The organism is Mesorhizobium waimense (assembly GCF_003601975.1).
GTDB lineage: Bacteria > Pseudomonadota > Alphaproteobacteria > Rhizobiales > Rhizobiaceae > Mesorhizobium > Mesorhizobium waimense.
Genome location: NZ_QZWZ01000010.1, coordinates 63,165 through 83,043, shown reverse-complemented (window position 1 = coordinate 83,043; position 19,879 = coordinate 63,165). Strand labels below are relative to the sequence as shown.

At 63.2% G+C, this 19,879-nt stretch carries 17 protein-coding genes; 14 read left to right on the top strand and 3 right to left on the bottom strand.

Translation table 11 applies throughout. From position 1 onward, the window contains the following. Positions 1-340 precede the first annotated feature (340 nt). The 11 genes from D3227_RS14875 (at position 341) to D3227_RS14825 (ending at position 11,477) form a co-directional block, all read left to right on the top strand. Positions 341-1,057 (top strand): proton-conducting membrane transporter, encoded by a 717-nt coding sequence (locus D3227_RS14875; RefSeq protein ID WP_120014860.1) that lies wholly within the window; start codon positions 341-343, stop codon positions 1,055-1,057. Between the two features lie 168 nt (positions 1,058-1,225). Continuing rightward, positions 1,226-2,371 carry an aminodeoxychorismate synthase component I gene (locus tag D3227_RS14870; protein ID WP_120014859.1) on the top strand — a complete coding sequence of 382 codons (1,146 nt, stop codon included), beginning with the start codon at positions 1,226-1,228 and terminating at the stop codon, positions 2,369-2,371. Further along, positions 2,320-2,982: an aminotransferase class IV family protein gene (locus D3227_RS14865; protein ID WP_120014858.1), complete on the top strand. Its 663-nt coding sequence runs from the start codon at positions 2,320-2,322 to the stop codon at positions 2,980-2,982. Before D3227_RS14870 ends, D3227_RS14865 begins: the two co-directional genes overlap by 52 nt. 18 nt (positions 2,983-3,000) lie before the next feature. Then, complete coding sequence (locus tag D3227_RS14860) at positions 3,001-3,288, top strand: YciI family protein (protein ID WP_120014857.1); 288 nt, start codon at positions 3,001-3,003, stop codon at positions 3,286-3,288. Then, complete coding sequence (locus D3227_RS14855; protein ID WP_120014856.1) at positions 3,285-4,220, top strand: heme-dependent oxidative N-demethylase family protein; 936 nt, start codon at positions 3,285-3,287, stop codon at positions 4,218-4,220. The genes D3227_RS14860 and D3227_RS14855 overlap by 4 nt, the downstream gene beginning before the upstream one ends. A gap of 155 nt (positions 4,221-4,375) precedes the next feature. Beyond that, positions 4,376-5,821: a homospermidine synthase gene (locus D3227_RS14850; protein ID WP_120014855.1), complete on the top strand. Its 1,446-nt coding sequence runs from the start codon at positions 4,376-4,378 to the stop codon at positions 5,819-5,821. Positions 5,822-6,007: 186 nt separating this feature from the next. Then, positions 6,008-6,385, top strand: a complete 378-nt coding sequence (omp10, locus tag D3227_RS14845; RefSeq protein ID WP_120014854.1) for an outer membrane lipoprotein Omp10 — start codon at positions 6,008-6,010, stop codon at positions 6,383-6,385. 245 nt (positions 6,386-6,630) lie between these two features. After that, a complete protein-coding gene (locus D3227_RS14840; protein WP_120014969.1) occupies positions 6,631-8,694 on the top strand; it encodes a bifunctional metallophosphatase/5'-nucleotidase in 2,064 nt (687 codons plus the stop codon). A gap of 157 nt (positions 8,695-8,851) precedes the next feature. Then, on the top strand, positions 8,852-9,910 hold the full coding sequence (hemH, locus tag D3227_RS14835; RefSeq protein WP_120014853.1) for a ferrochelatase: 1,059 nt from the start codon (positions 8,852-8,854) through the stop codon (positions 9,908-9,910). A 131-nt stretch (positions 9,911-10,041) separates the two neighbouring features. After that, complete coding sequence (locus D3227_RS14830) at positions 10,042-10,992, top strand: SPFH domain-containing protein (RefSeq protein WP_120014852.1); 951 nt, start codon at positions 10,042-10,044, stop codon at positions 10,990-10,992. 20 nt (positions 10,993-11,012) lie between these two features. Next, a complete protein-coding gene (locus D3227_RS14825; protein ID WP_120014851.1) occupies positions 11,013-11,477 on the top strand; it encodes an NfeD family protein in 465 nt (154 codons plus the stop codon). A gap of 66 nt (positions 11,478-11,543) precedes the next feature. Here the strand turns inward: D3227_RS14825 and D3227_RS14820 are convergent, their stop codons facing one another. Continuing rightward, positions 11,544-12,545: a KpsF/GutQ family sugar-phosphate isomerase gene (locus D3227_RS14820; protein WP_120014850.1), complete on the bottom strand. Its 1,002-nt coding sequence runs from the start codon at positions 12,543-12,545 to the stop codon at positions 11,544-11,546. Between the two features lie 195 nt (positions 12,546-12,740). On the opposite strand from D3227_RS14820, the gene D3227_RS14815 reads away from it, so the two are divergent. Beyond that, positions 12,741-14,522, top strand: a complete 1,782-nt coding sequence (locus D3227_RS14815; protein WP_167480698.1) for an outer membrane beta-barrel protein — start codon at positions 12,741-12,743, stop codon at positions 14,520-14,522. Between the two features lie 164 nt (positions 14,523-14,686). On the opposite strand, the gene galU is transcribed toward D3227_RS14815, so the two are convergent. Continuing rightward, positions 14,687-15,592 carry a UTP--glucose-1-phosphate uridylyltransferase GalU gene (gene galU, locus D3227_RS14810; RefSeq protein ID WP_120014849.1) on the bottom strand — a complete coding sequence of 302 codons (906 nt, stop codon included), beginning with the start codon at positions 15,590-15,592 and terminating at the stop codon, positions 14,687-14,689. Positions 15,593-15,801: 209 nt separating this feature from the next. On the opposite strand from galU, the gene D3227_RS14805 reads away from it, so the two are divergent. Together D3227_RS14805 and D3227_RS14800 are read left to right on the top strand one after the other, a co-directional pair. Beyond that, positions 15,802-17,025 carry a lytic murein transglycosylase gene (locus D3227_RS14805; protein WP_120014967.1) on the top strand — a complete coding sequence of 408 codons (1,224 nt, stop codon included), beginning with the start codon at positions 15,802-15,804 and terminating at the stop codon, positions 17,023-17,025. A gap of 26 nt (positions 17,026-17,051) precedes the next feature. Beyond that, complete coding sequence (locus D3227_RS14800; protein WP_120014848.1) at positions 17,052-18,278, top strand: SGNH/GDSL hydrolase family protein; 1,227 nt, start codon at positions 17,052-17,054, stop codon at positions 18,276-18,278. Between the two features lie 28 nt (positions 18,279-18,306). On the opposite strand, the gene D3227_RS14795 is transcribed toward D3227_RS14800, so the two are convergent. Next, the gene (locus D3227_RS14795; RefSeq protein WP_120014847.1) at positions 18,307-19,761 is read right to left on the bottom strand and encodes a glutamate synthase subunit beta; all 1,455 of its coding nucleotides are present in this window, start codon (positions 19,759-19,761) and stop codon (positions 18,307-18,309) included. Between the last annotated feature and the right edge of the window lie 118 nt (positions 19,762-19,879).

Here is a 19,879-nt window from a genome sequence, read left to right as displayed (position 1 = left end):
AAATAGATTAGCCCAAGCGCATGTTGGGACCGTTCTATTCTTGTCCTAAATATCAGTTCTTGAATAACTCTCCGTGGGATTTTTCCGTTAGCTTTCCGCAGGCCGTATGATAGCGTCCCGCCTCAAGCTCAGCCGGACGCACTGCTCAGGCCAGGGACACTCTCGGCCGGTCGTGGCGCCTTGGCGAATGCGATCGACCGTTGGCCATGGGCGCTAAGCCGATCGCCGACAGCTCGATTGAAGCCGGCAGTTCCGTCAACCGCGGAACCACCTTTGAATGGTCCTTGCGCCAAGGTCATCACTCCGGCCACGGCAGACGGGATCGGAGTGGAGAGAGACAATGGGCACTTTTTTCTACATGCTCCTGGCGTTCGTTGTAGGTGTGTTGGTTGGCTGGTTCCTCTGGGGTCGCCTGCGTGGCGAACTCGACAGCTTGCGCGGTGATCTGGACCGGAGCCGCAGCGAACGTGTCAAGCTCCGCGCCGATGCCGACCGGCTGACCGGCGAACTGGATGCATGTGGACGCGCCCGCGCCGATCTCGAACGCCGGCTGGGCGAAGCGCCAGCCGCATCCGGCACGGCAAAGGCCTCCGGCCAGGCACCAGCCGCACTGATTTCGACACCCCCGACGGCAAAGTCTGCTCCGGCCAAACCCGCCGCCGCCAAGCCCGCTGTCAAGCCAGCCGCTGCCAAGTCGGCAGCCGCGCCAAAGCCGGCGGCGAAAGCCGCCGCCCCCAAGGCTGCTGCGTCCAAGCCAGCCGCGGCGAAGAAAGCACCTGCGTCGGCCAAGGCGGCAGCCGGCAAGGCCGACAATCTGCGGCGCTTGATCGGCATCGGCCCGGTCAACGAAAAGCTGCTCAAGGGCCTGGGGGTCACCTCCTACGCCCAGATCGCCGCCTGGACGGCTGCTGACGTCAAGCGGATCGAAGACGTGCTGAATTTCGACGGGCGTATCGCGCGAGAGCAGTGGATCGACCAGGCGAAACTTTTGGCCGCCGGCGACGAAAAGGAATTCGCCCTCCGCTTCCCGACCGCGGGAACCGCCAACAACACCTGAGCGTATTCAGCCTGCGGGCCGTGGACACAATGGCGGCGCCCCGGTGCCGCCATTGTTCTTGTAGCCGTGCAACCTTTGCGTCCTTGGACGCCGCTCCCTCGATTGCACGCGGCCGAACCCCCATATAGAGCGATCGCTGGCGTCACAGACCGCAGCATCCGAGTCCCAATGTCCCTGCCCTCCGCCATCTTCCGCAATGATGAGAGCGCGCGTCAGCTCGTCTTCGACCATCCGGCCGAAATCATCACGGCGCATGAAGCGCGCGATTTCCTGCCGGCGCTGGAAGCCGCGCAGGCGGCAAGCGACGCAGGCAAATGGCTGGCCGGCTATTTCTCCTACGAGGCGGGTTACTTGCTCGAGCCGAAACTGGTGCCGCTGCTCCCCGAGGGCCGGCGCGCGCCGCTGGTCTGCCTCGGGGTCTTCGATGCCCCGCTTGAGCAGCCCTTGCCGCAAAACAGTGCGCCGGCCACCAACGGTCCGATCTTCGACGCCAGGGCCGCCTGGTCCGCCGAAGATTACGCAAGACGTTTTGCGCGGCTGCACGATCACATCCGCAAGGGCGACTGCTATCAGGGCAACCTGACCTTTCCGGTCCACGCGCAATGGTCCGGCGACCCGCTCGCGGCCTTCAATGCGCTGACCGAGCGCCAGCCGGTGAAGTATGGCGCGCTGGTTGCGCTCGGCGATCCGATCGTGCTGTCGCGTTCGCCTGAGCTGTTCTTCGAGATCGACGCCGACGGCATGATCGAGACGCATCCGATGAAAGGCACGGCGCCGCGTGGCGCAACCAAGGCGGATGACGCGCGGCTGAAGGCGTTCCTGCGCAACGACGAAAAGAACCAGGCCGAGAACCGGATGATCGTCGATCTCCTGCGCAACGACATTTCGCTAATCAGCGAGGTCGGCACGCTGGAGGTGCCCGAACTGTTCCGCATCGAGACCTATCCGACCGTGCACCAGATGGTGAGCCGCGTGCGGGCGAAGCTCCTGCCGGATGTCGGCATTCGCCAGATCCTGGCGGCGCTGTTTCCCTGCGGCTCGATCACCGGAGCGCCGAAAATACGCGCCATGGAGATACTGCACGAATTGGAAGGCGTGCCGCGCGACGTCTATTGCGGCGCCATCGGTTGGATCGCGCCCGGCGGCACGATGCGCTTTTCCGTGGCGATCCGCACCATCTCGCTCTTTTCCAGCGGCGAGGCCGTCTACAATGTCGGCGGTGGCGTCGTCTTCGATTCCACGACCGAAGAGGAGTATCGGGAGTGTCTCTTGAAAGCACGCTTCGCGACGGGAACGCTGCCGATTTCGAGCTGATCGAAACGATGCGATGGGAACCCGGCTCAGGCTTCCTGCGCTTCGATCGCCATCTCGCGCGGCTCTATGGCTCGGCTGCGGAGCTGGGCTTCGCTTGCGATCCACAACGGGTGGGCGAGATGCTAATGAATACGGTCGGCCGGCAGGTGACCGCACTCCGCACCCGCCTCGTCCTGTCGCGCGATGGCAATGTGGCTGCCTCGGCGCAACCCTATGAACCGCTGGCGGCCGACAAGGTCTGGAGGCTGCAATTGGCGCGGGTGCGGCTCGATTCCGGCGATTCTCTGCTGCGCCACAAGACCACCAGGCGACAGACCTACACGCATGCCCGTGCCGAACATCTCATCACCCAGGCCGACGAGGTGCTTTTGGCCAATGAGCGCGGCGAACTGTGCGAGGGCACAATCACCAATCTCTTCGCCGACTTCGGCGACGGTATCTTGGTGACGCCCCGCCTCGATTGCGGCCTGCTGCCTGGCGTATTGCGCGGCCAGCTGCTGGACGAAGGCCGCGCCGGCGAAGCGATCTACAGCTTTGACGATCTGAAATCGGCCAAGGCGATCTTCGTCGGCAATTCGCTGCGCGGGTTGATCCCAGCCAGGTTGGCCTGACACAGGCGGGAGATAACGATGTTCGTCGTTTCGCTGAACTACAAGGTGCCGCTCGCCGAGATCGACCGGCTGGCGCCAGCTCATGTCGAATGGCTGAAAGCCTGCTACGCGGAAGGTATTTTTGTCGCGTCCGGACCGAAGAAACCAAGGACTGGCGGCATCATCATCGCACGCGGTCCGCGGGATGTGCTGGATGCCAGGCTGGCGGCCGACCCGTTCGCCAAGGCGGGCGCCGCCGACTACAACATCACCGAATTCACCGCGAGAATGACCGCCGCCGGATTGGACGCCTTCAACGAAGCATGACTTCTCGCCAGCCCACCCACACGCCCTATGACGGCTCATCAAAGCTCTTCACCATCGGGCTGAAGCCGCTCGACCTTGACCGGTGGATAGAGGTTGACGAGCAACTGCAGTCGCATCTAGCCGAGAAGCGTCGGCTCGATGCGGAAATCCCCGAGAAGGTTTTTGTCGAGGAAGACGGCACACGCGACGCGCAGCGCGAAGTGCTCGACCTGCTCGGCGAGCATCTTCTGGCGAAGCATCCGGACCTGTACCGGCGCTCTGGCGCCGATATCGAGCTGGTCGACGCCGAAGGCAGGCATACCCGACCGGTTGGCGATGCCCTCGACGCCCCGCTTCTCGCGGCCTCCCTGCTCGTCCAGGAGGACCTGATCCTGATGCGGCGGGACGAACGTGGCTGGCGGCTCGTCGCCGGCTCGCTCTGCTTTCCCTCGTCATGGTCACTGCTTGAAAAATTTGGCAAGCCGCTGCAGCAGATCCACGCGCCGGTGCCGGGCTTCGGACCGGGCACGCGACCGGCCGATCTCATCAACCGCATGTTCGACGGACTGCAGGGCCAGGCAGTCGAACGCTACAACTGGTCGATCCAGGCAGGCGACGCGCTCTACCATCCGCTCTCCAATCTCCAGCGCATCGACCGCGCCAGCAACCGCCCGACGCGCTTCCCCGACGGCGACGTCGACGCCCACGCCTTCATCCGCGTCGAGCGGCAGACACTCAGGAAGCTGCCAGTCTCGCGCGATGTGCTGTTCACCATCCGCATCCATCTCGATCCGCTCAAGGTGCTGGCCAGCCACCCCGACAGGCAGGCGCTGGCCGTGTCTTTTGCCGCACAGCTTCAGGAGCTTGACCAGGCCCAGCTCGACTACAAGGGGCTGACCGCCGACCGCGACCGGCTGGTCGCCTTCCTCGACGACATGGCAAAGGCGGCTTAACCACGCTGCCAAGCCGGCCTGGCCGGCGGTTGGCGCTTTTCACTGGTTTATGACAATGATCTGTGGTGTAGCGCTTGGCCGTCCGGCGCAAATGCCCTGCTTTGCCCCCATGTATTGCCCGGCTTTGTCTATGTTTTGAAGGAGTGTTCGATAAGATGGCGAATGAAAACTGGCCCGTTTACGGTGAGATCACCGGCCCGGTGGTGATGGTCGGCTTCGGCTCGATCGGACGGGGAACGCTGCCGCTGATCGAACGCCATTTCAAGTTCGACAAGTCGCGCATGACGGTCATCGACCCGCGCGACACCGACCGCAAGCTGCTCGACGAGCGCGGCATCGCTTTTGTCCAGGAGGCGGTGACCGAAAAGAATTACAAGAAGCTCTTGACGCCGCTTCTGACCAATGGCGGTGGCCAGGGTTTTTGTGTCAACCTGTCGGTCGACACCGGTTCGGTGGATCTCATGCGGCTCTGCCGCAAGCTCGGCGTGCTCTACATCGACACAGTCGTGGAACCGTGGCTCGGTTTCTATTTCGATGCCAAGGCCGACAATGCCAGCCGCACCAACTATGCGCTGCGCGAAGCGATGATCAAGGAAAAGCACGAGAAGCCCGGCGGCGCGACGGCGATTTCGACCTGCGGTGCCAATCCCGGCATGGTCTCCTGGTTCGTCAAGCAGGCGCTGCTGAACCTCGCCACCGATCTCGGCCTCGAATTTTCCGAGCCGGCGCAAGACGACCGTGAGGGCTGGGCCAGGCTGATGAAGAAGGCCGGCGTCAAGGGCATCCACGTCGCCGAGCGCGACACCCAGCGCACCAAGAAGCCGAAGCCGATGAACGTGTTCTGGAACACCTGGTCGGTCGAGGGCTTCATCTCGGAAGGCTTGCAGCCCGCCGAGCTTGGCTGGGGCACGCATGAGAAATGGATGCCGAAGAACGGCATGAAGCACAAGCACGGTTCCAAGGCCGCGATCTATCTGGAGCAGCCCGGCGCCAACACGCGCGTGCGCTCATGGTGCCCGACGCCCGGCCCGCAATATGGTTTCCTGGTGACGCATAACGAGGCGATATCGATCGCCGATTTCTTTACCGTGCGCGGCAAGAAGGGCAAGGTCCAGTACCGCCCGACCTGCCACTATGCCTACCATCCCTGTAATGACGCAGTGCTGTCGCTGCACGAGATGTTCGGCGCCACCGGCAAGTCGCAACCCGTGCATCACGTGCTTGACGAGAACGAGCTTGTCGACGGCGTCGACGAGCTCGGCGTGTTGCTCTACGGCCACGACAAGAACGCCTACTGGTATGGCTCTCAGTTGTCCCTGGCCGAGGCCCGCAAGCTGGCGCCCTATCAGAACGCCACCGGCATGCAGGTCACCTCGGCAGTGCTCGCCGGCATGGTCTGGGCGCTGGAGCACCCCGAGGCCGGCATCGTCGAGGCCGATGAGATGGACTACAAGCGCTGCCTGGAAGTGCAGTCGCCCTATCTCGGGCCGGTCAAGGGCCACTATACAGACTGGACCCCGCTCGATAACCGTCCGGGACTTTTCCCCGAGGATCTCGACCACAACGATCCGTGGCAATTCCGCAACATCCTTGTGCGATAGCGGTTCCACCAGCATGTCCGACTGCCTTGCAATCGCCCGGAAATCGGCCGATTGAAGGAAGCGGCCTAGAGCGGCGTGCGTCCACTTGGACGCACAAAGTACGCTCTAGCACTTTGGTGTTCGCATCGTGCCTTTCCGAAAATCGAACCGATTTTCGGGCCGATGCGTGAGGAGAGGGTTTTAGAAATGACGATTGCGCGCAAAGTTCTTTCTATGGGCATGGCTGGCGTCCTTGCGACGATGCTTGCCGCCTGCGCCACCAGCGGCCCTGATGGGCCGTCGATTGCGTCTGGACCGAAAGGCGTCGAAGGCTCCTGGATCGATGCCAAGGGCACCGGCCTGTCGACCTTCGCCACCGGCACGTTCACCACCGTCGCGACCGATACCGGCCAGAAGCTCGCCGAGGGCAGCTACACCATGACCGGCGCCACATCGGTCGAGATCCACGGCACCTCGCTGATCCGCCAGACGCCGGTCAGCTTCAACTGCCTGATGGTCTCCACCAGCCAGCTCAACTGCACCAGCGCGGCCGGGCAGAATTTCGTGCTGACGCGCCGGGCCTAAAGCATTTTGCAGCCAGGTGAAATCACTTGGCGTCGTACAAGGCGGCTGAAAAAGCCCGGCACGACATCGATCCATCCAAGGACGGCGGCGCGAATCCGCCGTCCTTTTTTTGTGCCGGCAAACCTCGTCCTGATTTCCGCTTGCATCGGCCGAAACGCGATGTGAACATGCCGCAAAGCTGGCTGTTATCGTCCCGTCAAGCGAAGGCGTTAAGCGCTTCAGGTCAGCTCATCCGGGAGACAAATATGAAGAAGATCGCCGCCATTGCCGCCCTTTCGGCATCCACGCTTGGCCTGTCGGCCGGCGTATCCTTTGCCGACTACACACTGAACATCCTGCATATCAACGACTGGCACAGCCGCATCGAGAGCAACAACAAATACGAGTCGACCTGTTCGGCCGAAGAGGAGACCAAGGGCGAATGCATCGGCGGCGCCGGCCGCTTGATCACCGCGATCGCGCAGGAGCGCAAGAAGCTGGAAGGCCAGAATGTGCTGCTGCTCAGCGCCGGCGACAATTTCCAGGGCTCGCTGTTCTACACCACCTACAAGGGCAAGGTCGAAGGCGAGTTCCTCAACGAAATGAAATTCGACGCCATGGCGCTCGGCAATCACGAATTCGACGATGGCGAGACCGCACTTGCGCCGTTTCTCGACATGATCAAGTTCCCCGTGCTGGGCGCCAATGTGAAGGCCAACGCGCAATCCAAGCTCGGCGACCGCGTCAAGCCGTCGATCGTGGTCGAAGTCGGCGGCCAGAAGATCGGCATCATCGGCGCCGTCACCAACGACACGCCGGAACTGGCTACGCCTGGCCCCAACATCACCATCGAGGACGACGTCAAGTCAATCACGGCCGAGGTCGAGAAGCTGAAGGGCGTAGGCGTCAACAAGATCATCGCGGTGACCCACATCGGCTACAACAGAGAGCGCGATGTCATTGCAAAAATCCCAGGTATCGATGTGGTGGTCGGTGGCCACAGCCATACGCTTTTGTCGAACACCGATCCGAAGGCGGCAGGCCCCTATCCGACGATGGTCGACAACCCCGACGGCTATAAGGTGCCGGTGGTGCAGGCGGCGTCCTATTCGAAATATCTCGGTGAGTTCAAGGTCGTGTTCGACGACAATGGCGTCGTCAAGGAAGCCAGCGGCGATCCGATCTATCTCGACAAGTCGATCACGCCCGATCCCGCCGTGCTTGCCCGCATCAAGGAACTTGGCGCGCCGATCGAGGAACTGAAGAACAAGGAGGTGGCCGAGACCACCAAGCCCATCGACGGCAGCCGCGAGAATTGCCGCACCCGCGAATGCGAGATGGGCAATCTCGTCTCCGATGCCATCCTCGACCGCGTCAAGGGCCAAGGCGTCGAGATCGTCATCTCGAATGGCGGCGGCCTGCGCGCCTCGATCGACCAGGGCACCGTCACCATGGGCGAAGTGCTGACCGTGCTGCCGTTCCAGAACACGCTGGCGACATTCAAGATCTCGGGCAAGGATCTGGTGGCCGGGCTGGAAAGCGGCCTCAGCCAGATCGAGGACGGCGCCGGGCGCTTCCCGCAGGTCGCCGGCCTGAAATATTCCTTCGACAAGTCGGTCGCGCCCAATGCCGGACGCGTCAAGTCGGTCGAAGTGATGGAAGGCGGCACTTGGACCCCGCTCAATCCCGACAAGGACTATCTGGTCGCCACCAACAACTATGTCCGCCAGGGCGGTGACGGCTACAAGGTGTTCGCCGAAAAGGCCCAGAATGCCTATGACTACGGTCCGGGCCTGGAGCAGGTGGTCGCCGACTATCTTGGCGCGCACCGGCCCTATACGCCCAAGCTCGACGGCCGCATCACCGAGATCGCCGCGACCGTCGCGGCCTCTCCTGCGGCCGAACCGGCCAAGCCAGCCGAGCCGGCAGCACAGCCTCCGGCAGCGGAACCGACGAAGCCCGCGGAAGCAGCTCCCGCCGAGCCGGCGATGCCCGCCTTGCCAGACAACTCTGGCGACATCGCCACGACCCCGCCGACCGTCCCGGCCGAAACCGCTCCTGCGGCGCCCGCACCGGCGGAGCCTGCCAAACCCGCCGAAGCCGCACCTGCGACGCCGGCCCCGGCCGCGGAACCCGCCAAGCCGGCAGAGGCGACCCCGGCCGCGCCAGCTGAAGCCAGCCATGTCATCGTCGCCGGCGACACCTTCTGGGATCTTGCCAAGAAAGCTTATGGCGACGGCACCAAGTGGAAGGCGATTTCCGAAGCCAACAAGGGCTACGAGCCACGCCGTCTGCCGCTCGGCGCTACCTTGACCATTCCACCGAAGTAACCTCGCTTCGTGTCTACGATCAGATCACCCGTCCGGGAAACCGGGCGGGTTTTTTGCTTTCCAGGTAAGGTGCGGCCAGACGCAGCATTGAAAACCGGCGCGGCATCGTTAGTTTCGCCGCGACGCCGCCGGTCTGGCGCAGTGTCCGGAGACCTTTATGACGCTTTCCAGCCCTGCCGATCCCAAAGCCGCGAAGGCCGCCGGCCCGCTGCCAACGGGTCATGTGCCGGCCGGCAAGATCGGCGTCATGCTGATCAATCTCGGCACGCCCGACGGCACCGACTTCAAGCCGATGTGGCGCTATTTGAGGGAATTCCTCTCAGATCCGCGGGTGATCGAGCTCAACAAGGCGATCTGGTATCCGATCCTCTACGGTCTGGTTCTAACCACCCGGCCGAAGAAATCGGGCGCCAATTACGCCAGGATCTGGAACCGGGAACGCGACGAGTCGCCGCTGCGCACCTATACCCGCGCCCAAAGCGAGAAGCTCGGCCAGGCGCTCGGCGGCCTGCCCGAAATCGTCGTCGATTGGGCGATGCGCTACGGCAACCCCTCCACGGCGAGCGTCGCCCAAAGACTGGTCGAGCAAGGCTGCGACCGCATCCTGTCCTTCCCGCTCTATCCGCAATACTCGGCAACGACGACGGCGACCGCCAACGACCAGTTGTTTCGCGCGCTGATGAAGATGCGGGCGGCACCTGCGATCCGCAGCGTGCCGCCCTACTATGCCGAGCCTGTCTACATCGACGCGCTCGCCCGTTCGATCGAACGGCACCTGGCGAGCCTCGACTTCGAGCCGGAGGTGGTCATTACCTCCTATCACGGTATCCCAAAACCCTATTCCGACAAAGGCGATCCCTATCAGGCCCATTGCCTGGAGACGACGCGGCTGCTGCGCGAAAAGCTGGGCTGGAGCGACGAAAAGTTGATCACCACCTTCCAGTCGCGCTTCGGCGCGCAGGAATGGCTGCAGCCCTACACCGACAAGACGGTCGAGAAACTCGGGCATGATGGCGTGAAATCGATAGCCATCGTCAATCCTGGCTTTTCCGTCGATTGCATCGAAACGCTGGACGAGATCGGCCGCGAGGCCGCCGAAACCTTCCATCACGCCGGCGGCGAGAAATTCGCCCACATCCCTTGCCTCAACGACAGCGCTGAGGGCATGGCCGTGATCGAGGCGATGGTGCGGCGCGAGCTGTCAGGCTGGGTCTGACGGGCTGCGGCGGCACGAAACCGGTGCGCAAAAGCCTTCGCTAACCAATATTCGTGATCACCTGATTGTAACGTTGCGGAAACACACTTAAGTCATTCCGTGAAGTCGGCGCCTATTGAGGGAGAAACGAAATGGGCTTCAGCGGTTTCGATATCGCGATTATGGTTCTTGTTGCACTTGTCGTACTGGTGCTTTTCAAGGGTATCCGGACAATCCCGCAAGGCTACAATTATACGGTTGAGCGTTTCGGCCGCTATACCAAGACATTGAGCCCCGGGCTCAACCTCATCGTGCCGTTCGTCGACCGTGTCGGCGCCAAGATGAATATGATGGAACAGGTGCTCGACGTACCGAGCCAGGAGATCATCACTCGCGACAACGCCATCGTCGGCGTCGACGGCATCGCCTTCTTCCAGATCCTCAATGCGGCGCAGGCGGCCTACCAGGTCTCCGGCCTGCAGAACGCCATCCTCAACCTGACGATGACCAACATCCGTACCGTCATGGGTTCGATGGACCTCGACGAATTGCTGTCGAACCGCGACGCCATCAACGAGCGCCTGCTGCGCGTCGTCGACGAAGCCGCGCACCCGTGGGGCATTAAGATCACCCGCGTCGAGATCAAGGATATCAACCCGCCGGCCAATCTGATCGAATCGATGGGTCGGCAGATGACGGCAGAGCGCAACAAGCGCGCGCAAATCCTCGCCGCCGAAGGTCTCAAGCAGTCGCAGATCCTCGAGGCCGAGGGCCGCAAGGAAGCCGCCTTCCGCGACGCCGAGGCACGCGAACGCTCGGCCGAAGCCGAAGCCCGTGCCACCCAGGTCGTCTCCGACGCCATCTCCCAGGGCGATGTGCAGGCGCTCAACTACTTCGTCGCGCTGAAATACACCGAGGCACTGACCAAGATCGGTTCGGCCACCAACAGCAAGGTCGTGCTGATGCCGATGGAGGCCTCGTCGCTGATCGGCACGCTCGGCGGCATTGGCGAGATCGCCAAGGAAGTCTTCCGCAGCGAAGGCACGACCGGTGCGCAAAGGCAGGCGGCACGTCCGCCGGTCGTTCGTCCCGGCGAGAACTGAGATCACAGGAGCACACTCCCATGCTCGACCGCATCATTTCGGAACTCGGGCCGTGGAACTGGATGGTTCTCGGCTTCGTCCTGCTGGTGATGGAAGTCATCGCGCCCGGCATTTTCATGCTGTGGATCGGCATCGCCGCGCTCATCATCGGCGTGGTCTCGCTGCTGATCTGGGATGCAAGCTTTTGGACCTGGCAAATCCAGGTTCTCGCCTTCCTCGCTTTGTCGCTGGTCTCCGCCTATGTCGGCAAGAAGCTGGTGGGCGGTCGCGATGATCCAACCGACCAGCCACTGCTCAACCGTCGAGGCGCTCAGATGGTCGGCAAGATGGCGACACTTGCCGAGCCGATCAAGGACGGCCGCGGCCGCATCAAGCTCGGTGACACGCTCTGGCGCGTTTCCGGTCCGGACCTGCCGGCCGGCACGCAGGTGCGCGTGACAGCTGCCGCCGATACGGATCTGGAGCTGACCGTCGAAGCTGTCTGAGCCAAAGACAGGTTAGGGTGTTTCGAGATTCAGGTCAGGCCGGCATCACCTGAAGATCGACACACCCTAAGCTGCGCCGATGCGCAGCAGGTCATGCAGGTGGACGAGGCCGACCGGGCGTCCGCCCTCGACCACCATCAGGCTGGTGATGGCCGAAGTGTTGATGGTCTGCAGCGCCGTCGCCACCAGCGTGTCCGGGCTCGCCGTTTTCGGCTTCCTGGTCATCACCTGATCGACGCTCATCGACAACAGATCATTGGCGATATGGCGGCGGATGTCGCCATCGGTGATGATGCCGATCAGCGCGCCGTCGCTGGCCGTTATCGCCACGCAGCCAAAGCCCTTGCGCGACAATTCGTGGATCGCGTCCTGCATTCCGGTGCCCGTCGGCACCTGCGGTAATCTGTCGCCGACATGCATGATCTCGCGGATCTGCGTCAGGTTGGCACCGAGTTGGCCACCGGGATGGAAGGTACGGAAATGGTCCGGCGTGAAGCCCCGCGCCTCGAGCAGGGCTATGGCCAGCGCATCGCCCATGATCAGCTGAAGCAGCGTCGACGTCGTCGGCGCAAGCCCGTGCGGACAGGCTTCCGGCGCCGGCGGCAAAAGCAGCACCACGTCGGCCGCCCGCGCCAGCGCCGATGTCGCGCCGGAGGTGATGGCGATCAGCGGGATGGAAAAGCGCCTGGAATAGGCGACGATCCCCATCAGTTCCTTGCTCTCGCCGGACCATGACATGGCGATGATGGCATCGTCCTTGGCAATCATGCCGAGATCGCCATGGTTGGCCTCGGCCGGATGGACGAAGAAGGCGGGCGTGCCGGTCGAGGCAAGCGTCGCGGCGATCTTAGAGCCGATATGTCCGCTCTTGCCGACGCCGGTGACGATGACGCGGCCGTCGATCTGCGAGACGATAGCGACGGCCCGCGCGAACGGCTCGGCCAGTCCGTCTTCGAGCGCCGCGGCAAGTGCTTCGACACCCGCCTGCTCGGTCGCCACCGTTCTCAGCGCCGAATCGATCGCAGCCTGCCTGTCCGGCTGCTTCTTTTCTGGGGACCCCGCATGCATGGTTGATGCGATTAGCGCTTTGCCGCACGCCTGTCCAACAGAAATGCCTGCCGGCGTCCCAACTCGAAATCGCGCGGACCTAGGAAATCATGCCACCGGGCCGTGCTGGACGCCGCCGCCTCAACCCTCCGTTAACCATCCCCATTTACGGTTCGGTAAGTATGGCGCGCATGCGCAGCGCAAGCAGTGGTGACGATGTCGCGGGCCCAGCCTGGAACGAGAAGAGGTCTAAGGGACACATCCGTCAGCACCCTGCTGCTGGCGGCCAGCGTCCTGGCTTTGCTGCGACCGATTCCGCTCCACGCCCAGGAAACCGAGCTGCGCGGCGAGGTTTCGGAATCGGCGATCCTGGCCGATCAGCAGCGCAAGGCCAGACAACTGGGCATGGCCAGTTCCCAGGACCAGCAGGCACAAGCGAACGCAACGCCCCAGGACGATGCGCCGGCGGACACCTATCAGCCGGCCAGCCCCGGCGCAGTGCCTGACGACACCAACGCAACGGGCGCAACCAGCATTTTCGATCAGCCGGCTGCCACCGACGACACATCGGCCGACGACGCGGCTCCGGTTAAGCCCCGTCGGCTCTCGGCCGCTCGACAGCGTGCCGCCGACCAGGACAAGACCAAGGACGCCAAGACCAAGGCCGCGGACAAGAAGAAGGCGAAGAAGACCACTGACGCGACCGCAGACGCAGCCGCCACGGATGACAACGCGACCACTGACGCCGATCAGGGCACGGCCAACCGCCGCGCCGTCACTGTCGACAGCGCCGACACGCAAAAACTTGATCCTGGCGCCGAACGCACCGGGTCCATCGAAGGGCAGGACAAGAAACCCGAGGACGACCCCTTCGCCGCGACCGGCATCAAGGTCGGCTCCTTCCTCATCCGGCCAACGCTGGAGCAGGGCCTGACGTCATCGTCCAACGCCGATTCCAGCAGCGGCGGCACACCGGCGCTGCTTTCGGAAACGGCGCTGCGTTTTTCCGCCGCCTCCGACTGGCGTGAGAATTCGGCGCTCATCAATGGCTACGGCATCTTCCGCAAGACCATATCGGGCGACGAGGTCTCCGACGCGCAAGGGCGGATCGAGGGAACGCTCAACGTCGATCTCGACGACGAGCTGCGCGCCATCGCCAAGCTCGGTTACGAAGCCGTGCCGGAATCGGCCTCCTCACCGGACGCCATTGCTGGGGTCTCTTCGCAGCCGCTGCGGCAGACCGTCAACGGCAGCCTCGGCATCGAGAAGGATGTCGGCAAGATGCGCTATGCGCTGACCGGCGCGGTGACGCACGATTTCTATGGCGACGCCAAGCTTTCAGACGGCACCTCGATGTCGCAGAAGGACCGCGACTCCACCCTCTACACCGCGACCTTGCGCGCCGGTTACGAAATTTCTCCGGCCCTCATCCCGTTCACCGAGGTCGAGGTCGGGCGCAGGGACTATGATCTGCGTTTCGACAGCAATGGGTTCGAACGCTCCTCGACGCGATTTGGCGCGCGCGCCGGCCTTGAGCTCGATATGGGCGACAAGCTCTCCGGCGAATTCTCCGCCGGCTGGCTGCGGGAGGCCATCGACGACAATAACCTGGAAGCGATTTCGGGACCGACGGTGAATGCCGACCTCAAATGGTCGCCAGAGCGCGGCACCTCGATCGGACTGACGGGCCAGACCACCATCGAGGACACCACGAACGCCGCCCAAAGCGGCGACATCCTCTATTCCGGCCGGCTCACCGGCGAGCGGCAGATCCGCGCCAATCTGACGGCGAACGCCGCGCTCGGCGTTGACTGGCGCGACTATGTCGGCATCGATGGTCATGATCAGGTGCTGAGCGCCGAGAGCAGTCTGACATGGTGGCTGAACCGCTACGCCGGCCTCACCACCCGTGTCAGGACCGAGAAACTGACCAGCAACCTGCCCGGCCGCGACTACACCGCCAACAGCATCTTCCTTGGCGTGAAGGTGCAGCGGTAGCGCCAGAAATGGCTAGGAAGCCGGCCATTCGCAGGCCGGCATCACCTGTATATCGGCATGCCCTGGAGCAATTCCAGGAAAAGTGTGAAACGGTTTTCCGCCCGGAATTGCGTCAAAACAAACAGATAGAGCGGTTCGGCGTTTCGATGAAACGATGAACCGCTCTAGAGGGCGGCGCCGCGGCGCTCGGAGGGCTTCATCTCATCGAGCAACGTGCGGATGACACCGCGCATGTTCTCGTTCATGTCGTTGCGCCACAGGGCGAAGGCGACATTGGCCTCGACGAAGCCTTCCGGCGAACCGCAATCGAAGGTGCGGCCCTGATAGTGGTAGCCGTAGAAGGGCTGCTGCTTTTCCAGCTTCAACATCCCGTCGGTGAGCTGGATCTCGTTGCCGGCGCCGCGCTCCTGGCTCTCGAGGATGCCGAAGATCTCCGGCTGCAGGATGTAGCGGCCGTTGATGAACAGGTTGGACGGCGCGGTGCCAGTCTTCGGCTTCTCGACCATGCCAGTAATGCGGAAGCCGTGATGGGTATCCTCGCCGCGGCCGACGATGCCGTATTTATGCGCCTCGGCCGGATCGCATTCCTGGACCGCGATGATGTTGTTGCCGGTCTCGGCATAGAGCTCGACCATGTCCTTCATGCAGCTCTTTTCCGACTGCATGATCATGTCGGGCAAAAGCAGCGCGAAAGGCTCGTCGCCGACAAGCTCGCGCGCGCACCAGACGGCATGGCCGAGCCCCATCGGCACCTGCTGGCGGGTGAAACTGGTCTGGCCCGGCCCCGGCTGCAGCCGCTGCAGGCGGGCAAGCTGGTCGTCTTTGCCGCGCTGCGCCAGCGTGTCGTAGAGCTCGAACTGGACGTCGAAATGGTCTTCGATGACCGCCTTGTTGCGGCCGGTGACGAAGATGAAATGCTCGATGCCGGCCTCGCGCGCCTCATCGACCACATACTGGATGACCGGCCGGTCGACGACGGTCAGCATTTCCTTTGGAATGGCCTTGGTGGCCGGGAGGAACCGCGTGCCGAGACCGGCGACCGGGAAGACTGCCTTGCGAACTCTCTTCATGCTGTCAATTATCCGTTTGAGGGCCTGCTCCGCAATCCCGTTCTGAGACATTTTCGCGTCGGAATCGAGACTTGGACAAGAGCAGGGCTTAACATTGCAGTGCGTAAAGCATCGAGGCGTCTTTTCGTTCCCGACCCCACCTATGGTAAACTAAATGCTAACCGGGTTCGGCGATGAATGATCTTCCTGATATGACGAAGGAGGAAAAGATGTCCGTTCGCAACACCGCAAAGCGCCTGGCGAGCGCCGTGACGGCGGCCAGCCTCTCGCTCGCCCTGCTGATGCCCCCCGGCCCTGCTTTCGCCGATGCCGGGTTCCGGCAATGGGTTGCCAGCTTCCGCGCCACAGCGGTGCAGAGCGGCGTTTCCGGCGCTCTCTACGACCAGGCCTTCAAGAACATCACCGATATCGACCCCGTGGTGCTGGAGAAGGCCCGTACCCAACCCGAATTCACCGCTCCCGCCTGGGACTATTTCGACAACCGCGTCCATGACCAGTCGGTCGCCGTCGGCCAGCAGATGGCCAGGAAATGGAAGCCGTGGCTGGACAGGATCGAGGCCAGATTCGGCGTCGACCGCAGCATATTGCTCGCCATCTGGTCGATGGAATCGAATTATGGCGAGATCCTCAAGCGCGACGACATCATGCGCAATGTCATCCGCTCGCTGGCGACGCTCGGCTATGCCGACCCGAGGCGATCGAAGTTCGCCCGCACCCAGCTGATCGCGGCACTGAAGATCCTGCAGAGGGGCGATATCGACGAAAGCCATCTGAGCGGCTCCTGGGCCGGCGCGATGGGCCACACCCAGTTCATCCCGACCAGCTATCAGGCCTATGCGGTCGACATGGACGGCAACGGCAAGCGCGACATCTGGAATTCGATTCCCGACGCACTGGCGACAGCCGCCAACCTGCTCAGGAAGAATGGCTGGCAGGCCGGCAAGACCTGGGGCTATGAGGTCACCTTGCCGGCCGGCAAACTTCCCGGCGGCTCCAAGACACTGGCGCAATGGCAGGCGCTCGGCGTTGTCAGGGCCAGCGGCAAGCCTTTCAAGAACGGCTCCGACAAGGCGACATTGAAGGTGCCGGATGGCCGCGGTGGGCCAGCCTTCCTGATGATCAAGAACTTCTCGGTCATCAAAGCCTACAACAACGCCGACAAATACGCGCTCGCCGTCGGCCTTCTTGCCGACGAAATCGCCGGCTATGGCGGTCTGGTGCAGGATTGGAAACGGCCTTTCACCAAGCTCACCTTCGAGGAAAGGCAGGAGCTTCAGCAACGGCTTTCCGAGCATGGCTACTATGACGGTAAGTTCGACGGCAAGATCGGTGACGGATCGAAAGCCGCCATCCTGGCCTTCCAGGCAAAGACCGGCTTGACCCAGGACGGCTATCCAAGCATGGAAGTGCTCAAATGGCTCCGGCAAAAGTAGTGCTGACTTAGAAACGGGGGGAATACTTGGTTTCGGTTGCGCGTATCCGGGTGATCCTTCGCCGCATGCCGATCCTGGTTCTGGCGATCGCCGTCCTGGCTGTCGCTGTGGCCAGTTCCTTCCACACGCCGGCCCTGGCGCAGGAACAGCTAAATCGCGGCTGGTCATTGCGCGACCTCTTGTTTCCGCGCCGCAGCGAGCGGGTCGAACCACCGCTCGACATCCAGAAGGCAAGGCCGAAGCCCAAGGCTAAAAAATCCCGGCCCCGCCTGCCGGCCGAACCGGCCACGCCGATCGTGGAAAAGACGCCGGATGCCCGCGTCGTCCTGGTGGTCGGCGATTTCATGGCGGCGGGTCTCGCCGAAGGCCTGGACACCGCCTTTGCCGAGACCCCCGGCGTCAGGATCGTCGCGCGCAGCAACGGCTCATCCGGTTTCGTGCGCGACGACTTCTACAACTGGCCGGAAGAGATCAAATCGCTGATCGACACCGAAAAACCCGCGGCCGTGATCGTCATGCTCGGCTCCAACGACCGCCAGCAGATGAAGGTCGCCGACGTGCGCGAGCAGCCGCGATCGGAGAACTGGACCAAGGAATATGAACGCCGGACCGATGCGCTCGGCAGCGCCATCGCCGCCGCCAAGGTACCGTTCCTGTGGGTCGGCATGCCCGCGTTCCGGGTCTCGAAAATGACCTCCGACATGCTGGCCTTCAACGACATCTACCACTCGGTGGCGCAAAAGCATGGTGGTGAATTCGTCGATGTCTGGGACGGTTTCGTCGACGAGAACGGCGCCTTCGTCACCAGTGGCCCCGACATCAACGGCCAGCCGGTGCGCCTGCGCTCCAACGACGGCATCAACGTGTCGAAGGCCGGCAAGCGCAAGCTCGCCTTCTACACCGAAAAGCCGCTGATGAAGATCCTTGGCATCACCGCGCCGGGAAGCGCGGTGACGGCCTCCGCCCCCGCTGGCGCTCCGGTGGAAGCGCCGGCACCAGCCGCCGCTCCGATCGTGGTCGACCGCACCCCGCCGATGCTGCTTGGCGATCCGGCGCTCGATGGCGGCTCCGAACTTCTCGGCGCCGCGCCGCCGGCAAAGGGCGACCCGAACTTGCCCGGCGAAAAACTTGTCATCGAGGGCAAGGCGCCCAATGCCTCGCCCGGCCGCGCCGACGATTTTTCCTCGCCGCCGAGAACCCAGCCCGCCACGGCTAGCGCCGTGACCGACAAGACGACGGCAATCAATCCTTAATACGGCAAGGCTGCTCGGAGACCGTTCTTCAGCGAGGTAGAACGCTCGATCCCATTAGCGACTCGTCGATCGAACGCGCCGCCTGGCGGCCTTCGCGGATCGCCCAGACCACCAGTGACTGGCCGCGGCGCACATCGCCTGCCGCATAGAGCTTGTCGACGCTGGTCCTGTAGTCGAGGTCATTGGCCTCGACATTCTTCGAACGGCGGACGTCGGTGACAATCTTCATCTGCCCGTCCAGTTCCGCCGCCACGCCGGCTGCCGCCGGCCCGGCAAAGCCGATGGCGATGAAGGCAAGATCGGCGCGGATGACGAATTCGGTGCCGGCGATCGGCTTGCGCTTGTCGTCGACCTCGCAGCATCTGACTCCGGTCAGCTGGCCCTCTTCGCCGATGAATTCGAGCGTCGCCACCTGGAATTCGCGCTCCGCACCCTCGGCCTGCGACGACGAGGTACGCATCTTGGTCGCCCAATAGGGCCAGACCGCGAGCTTGTCTTCCTTCTCCGGCGGCTGCGGCCGGATGTCGAGCTGGGTGACGCGCACGGCGCCCTGCCGGAAAGCGGTGCCGACGCAGTCGGAAGCGGTATCGCCGCCGCCGACGACCACGACATGTTGGCCGCTGGCGATGATCGGATGCGAAGGCCAGGCCACCGATTGGATCGGCTCGCCGCCGACGCGCTTGTTCTGCTGCACCAGATAGGGCATCGCATCGTAGACGCCGCCGAGATCGTCACCGGGGATGCTGGCGGCGCGTGGCGTTTCCGAGCCGCCGCAATAGAGCACTGCGTCGTACTCGGCGAGCAGTTCGGCCACGGGCTTGTCGACGCCGACATTGACGCCGCAATAGAAGGTCACGCCCTCGCCCTGCATCTGCTCGATGCGGCGGTCGATATAGTGCTTCTCGATCTTGAAGTCGGGAATGCCGTAGCGCATCAGCCCGCCCGGACGGCTCTCGCGCTCATAGACATGAACGTCGTGACCGGCGCGGCCGAGCTGCTGCGCGGCCGCCATGCCGGCCGGGCCGGAGCCGATGACGGCGACGTGCTTGCCGGTCTTCTTCTCCGGCGGATAGGGCCGGATATGACCGGTCTCGTAGGCCTTGTCGGCGATCGCCTGCTCGACGGTCTTGATGGCGACCGGAATGTCCTCGAGGTTCAGCGTACAGGCTTCCTCGCAAGGCGCCGGACAGATACGGCCGGTGAATTCCGGGAAATTGTTGGTCGAATGCAGGTTGCGGATCGCATTGTCCCAGTCGCCATTGTAGACGAGGTCGTTCCAGTCCGGGATCTGGTTGTGGATCGGGCAGCCGGTCGGCCCGTGGCAGAACGGAATACCGCAATCCATGCAGCGCGCGGCCTGTTTCTCGACCTCCTTATCCGACATCGGCAGCGTGAATTCGCGAAAATGCCGGATGCGGTCGGAGGCCGGCTGGTACTTGTGCACCTGCCGGTCGATCTCGAGAAAGCCTGTTACCTTGCCCATAGTCAGTCCCTGCTGTCCGAAGGCACGCTCGTCGGCGCACCCGTTAACCTCATAAGGCAGCCATGGCAACCTTCAGTCCGAGGTCAGGATTGTTGATGAGGTGTCGGCCGGGAAGCCT

Bases quoted from the DNA above. Each gene is read 5' to 3' on its own strand.
- D3227_RS14875 (WP_120014860.1), top strand. From the start codon at position 341: ATGGGCACTTTTTTCTACATGCTCCTGGCGTTCGTTGTAGGTGTGTTG.
- D3227_RS14870 (WP_120014859.1), top strand. From the start codon at position 1,226: ATGTCCCTGCCCTCCGCCATCTTCCGCAATGATGAGAGCGCGCGTCAG.
- D3227_RS14860 (WP_120014857.1), top strand. From the start codon at position 3,001: ATGTTCGTCGTTTCGCTGAACTACAAGGTGCCGCTCGCCGAGATCGAC.
- D3227_RS14855 (WP_120014856.1), top strand. From the start codon at position 3,285: ATGACTTCTCGCCAGCCCACCCACACGCCCTATGACGGCTCATCAAAG.
- D3227_RS14850 (WP_120014855.1), top strand. From the start codon at position 4,376: ATGGCGAATGAAAACTGGCCCGTTTACGGTGAGATCACCGGCCCGGTG.
- omp10 (WP_120014854.1), top strand. From the start codon at position 6,008: ATGACGATTGCGCGCAAAGTTCTTTCTATGGGCATGGCTGGCGTCCTT.
- D3227_RS14840 (WP_120014969.1), top strand. From the start codon at position 6,631: ATGAAGAAGATCGCCGCCATTGCCGCCCTTTCGGCATCCACGCTTGGC.
- hemH (WP_120014853.1), top strand. From the start codon at position 8,852: ATGACGCTTTCCAGCCCTGCCGATCCCAAAGCCGCGAAGGCCGCCGGC.
- D3227_RS14830 (WP_120014852.1), top strand. From the start codon at position 10,042: ATGGGCTTCAGCGGTTTCGATATCGCGATTATGGTTCTTGTTGCACTT.
- D3227_RS14825 (WP_120014851.1), top strand. From the start codon at position 11,013: ATGCTCGACCGCATCATTTCGGAACTCGGGCCGTGGAACTGGATGGTT.
- D3227_RS14820 (WP_120014850.1), bottom strand. From the start codon at position 12,545: ATGCATGCGGGGTCCCCAGAAAAGAAGCAGCCGGACAGGCAGGCTGCG.
- D3227_RS14815 (WP_167480698.1), top strand. From the start codon at position 12,741: ATGTCGCGGGCCCAGCCTGGAACGAGAAGAGGTCTAAGGGACACATCC.
- galU (WP_120014849.1), bottom strand. From the start codon at position 15,592: ATGAAGAGAGTTCGCAAGGCAGTCTTCCCGGTCGCCGGTCTCGGCACG.
- D3227_RS14805 (WP_120014967.1), top strand. From the start codon at position 15,802: ATGTCCGTTCGCAACACCGCAAAGCGCCTGGCGAGCGCCGTGACGGCG.
- D3227_RS14795 (WP_120014847.1), bottom strand. From the start codon at position 19,761: ATGGGCAAGGTAACAGGCTTTCTCGAGATCGACCGGCAGGTGCACAAG.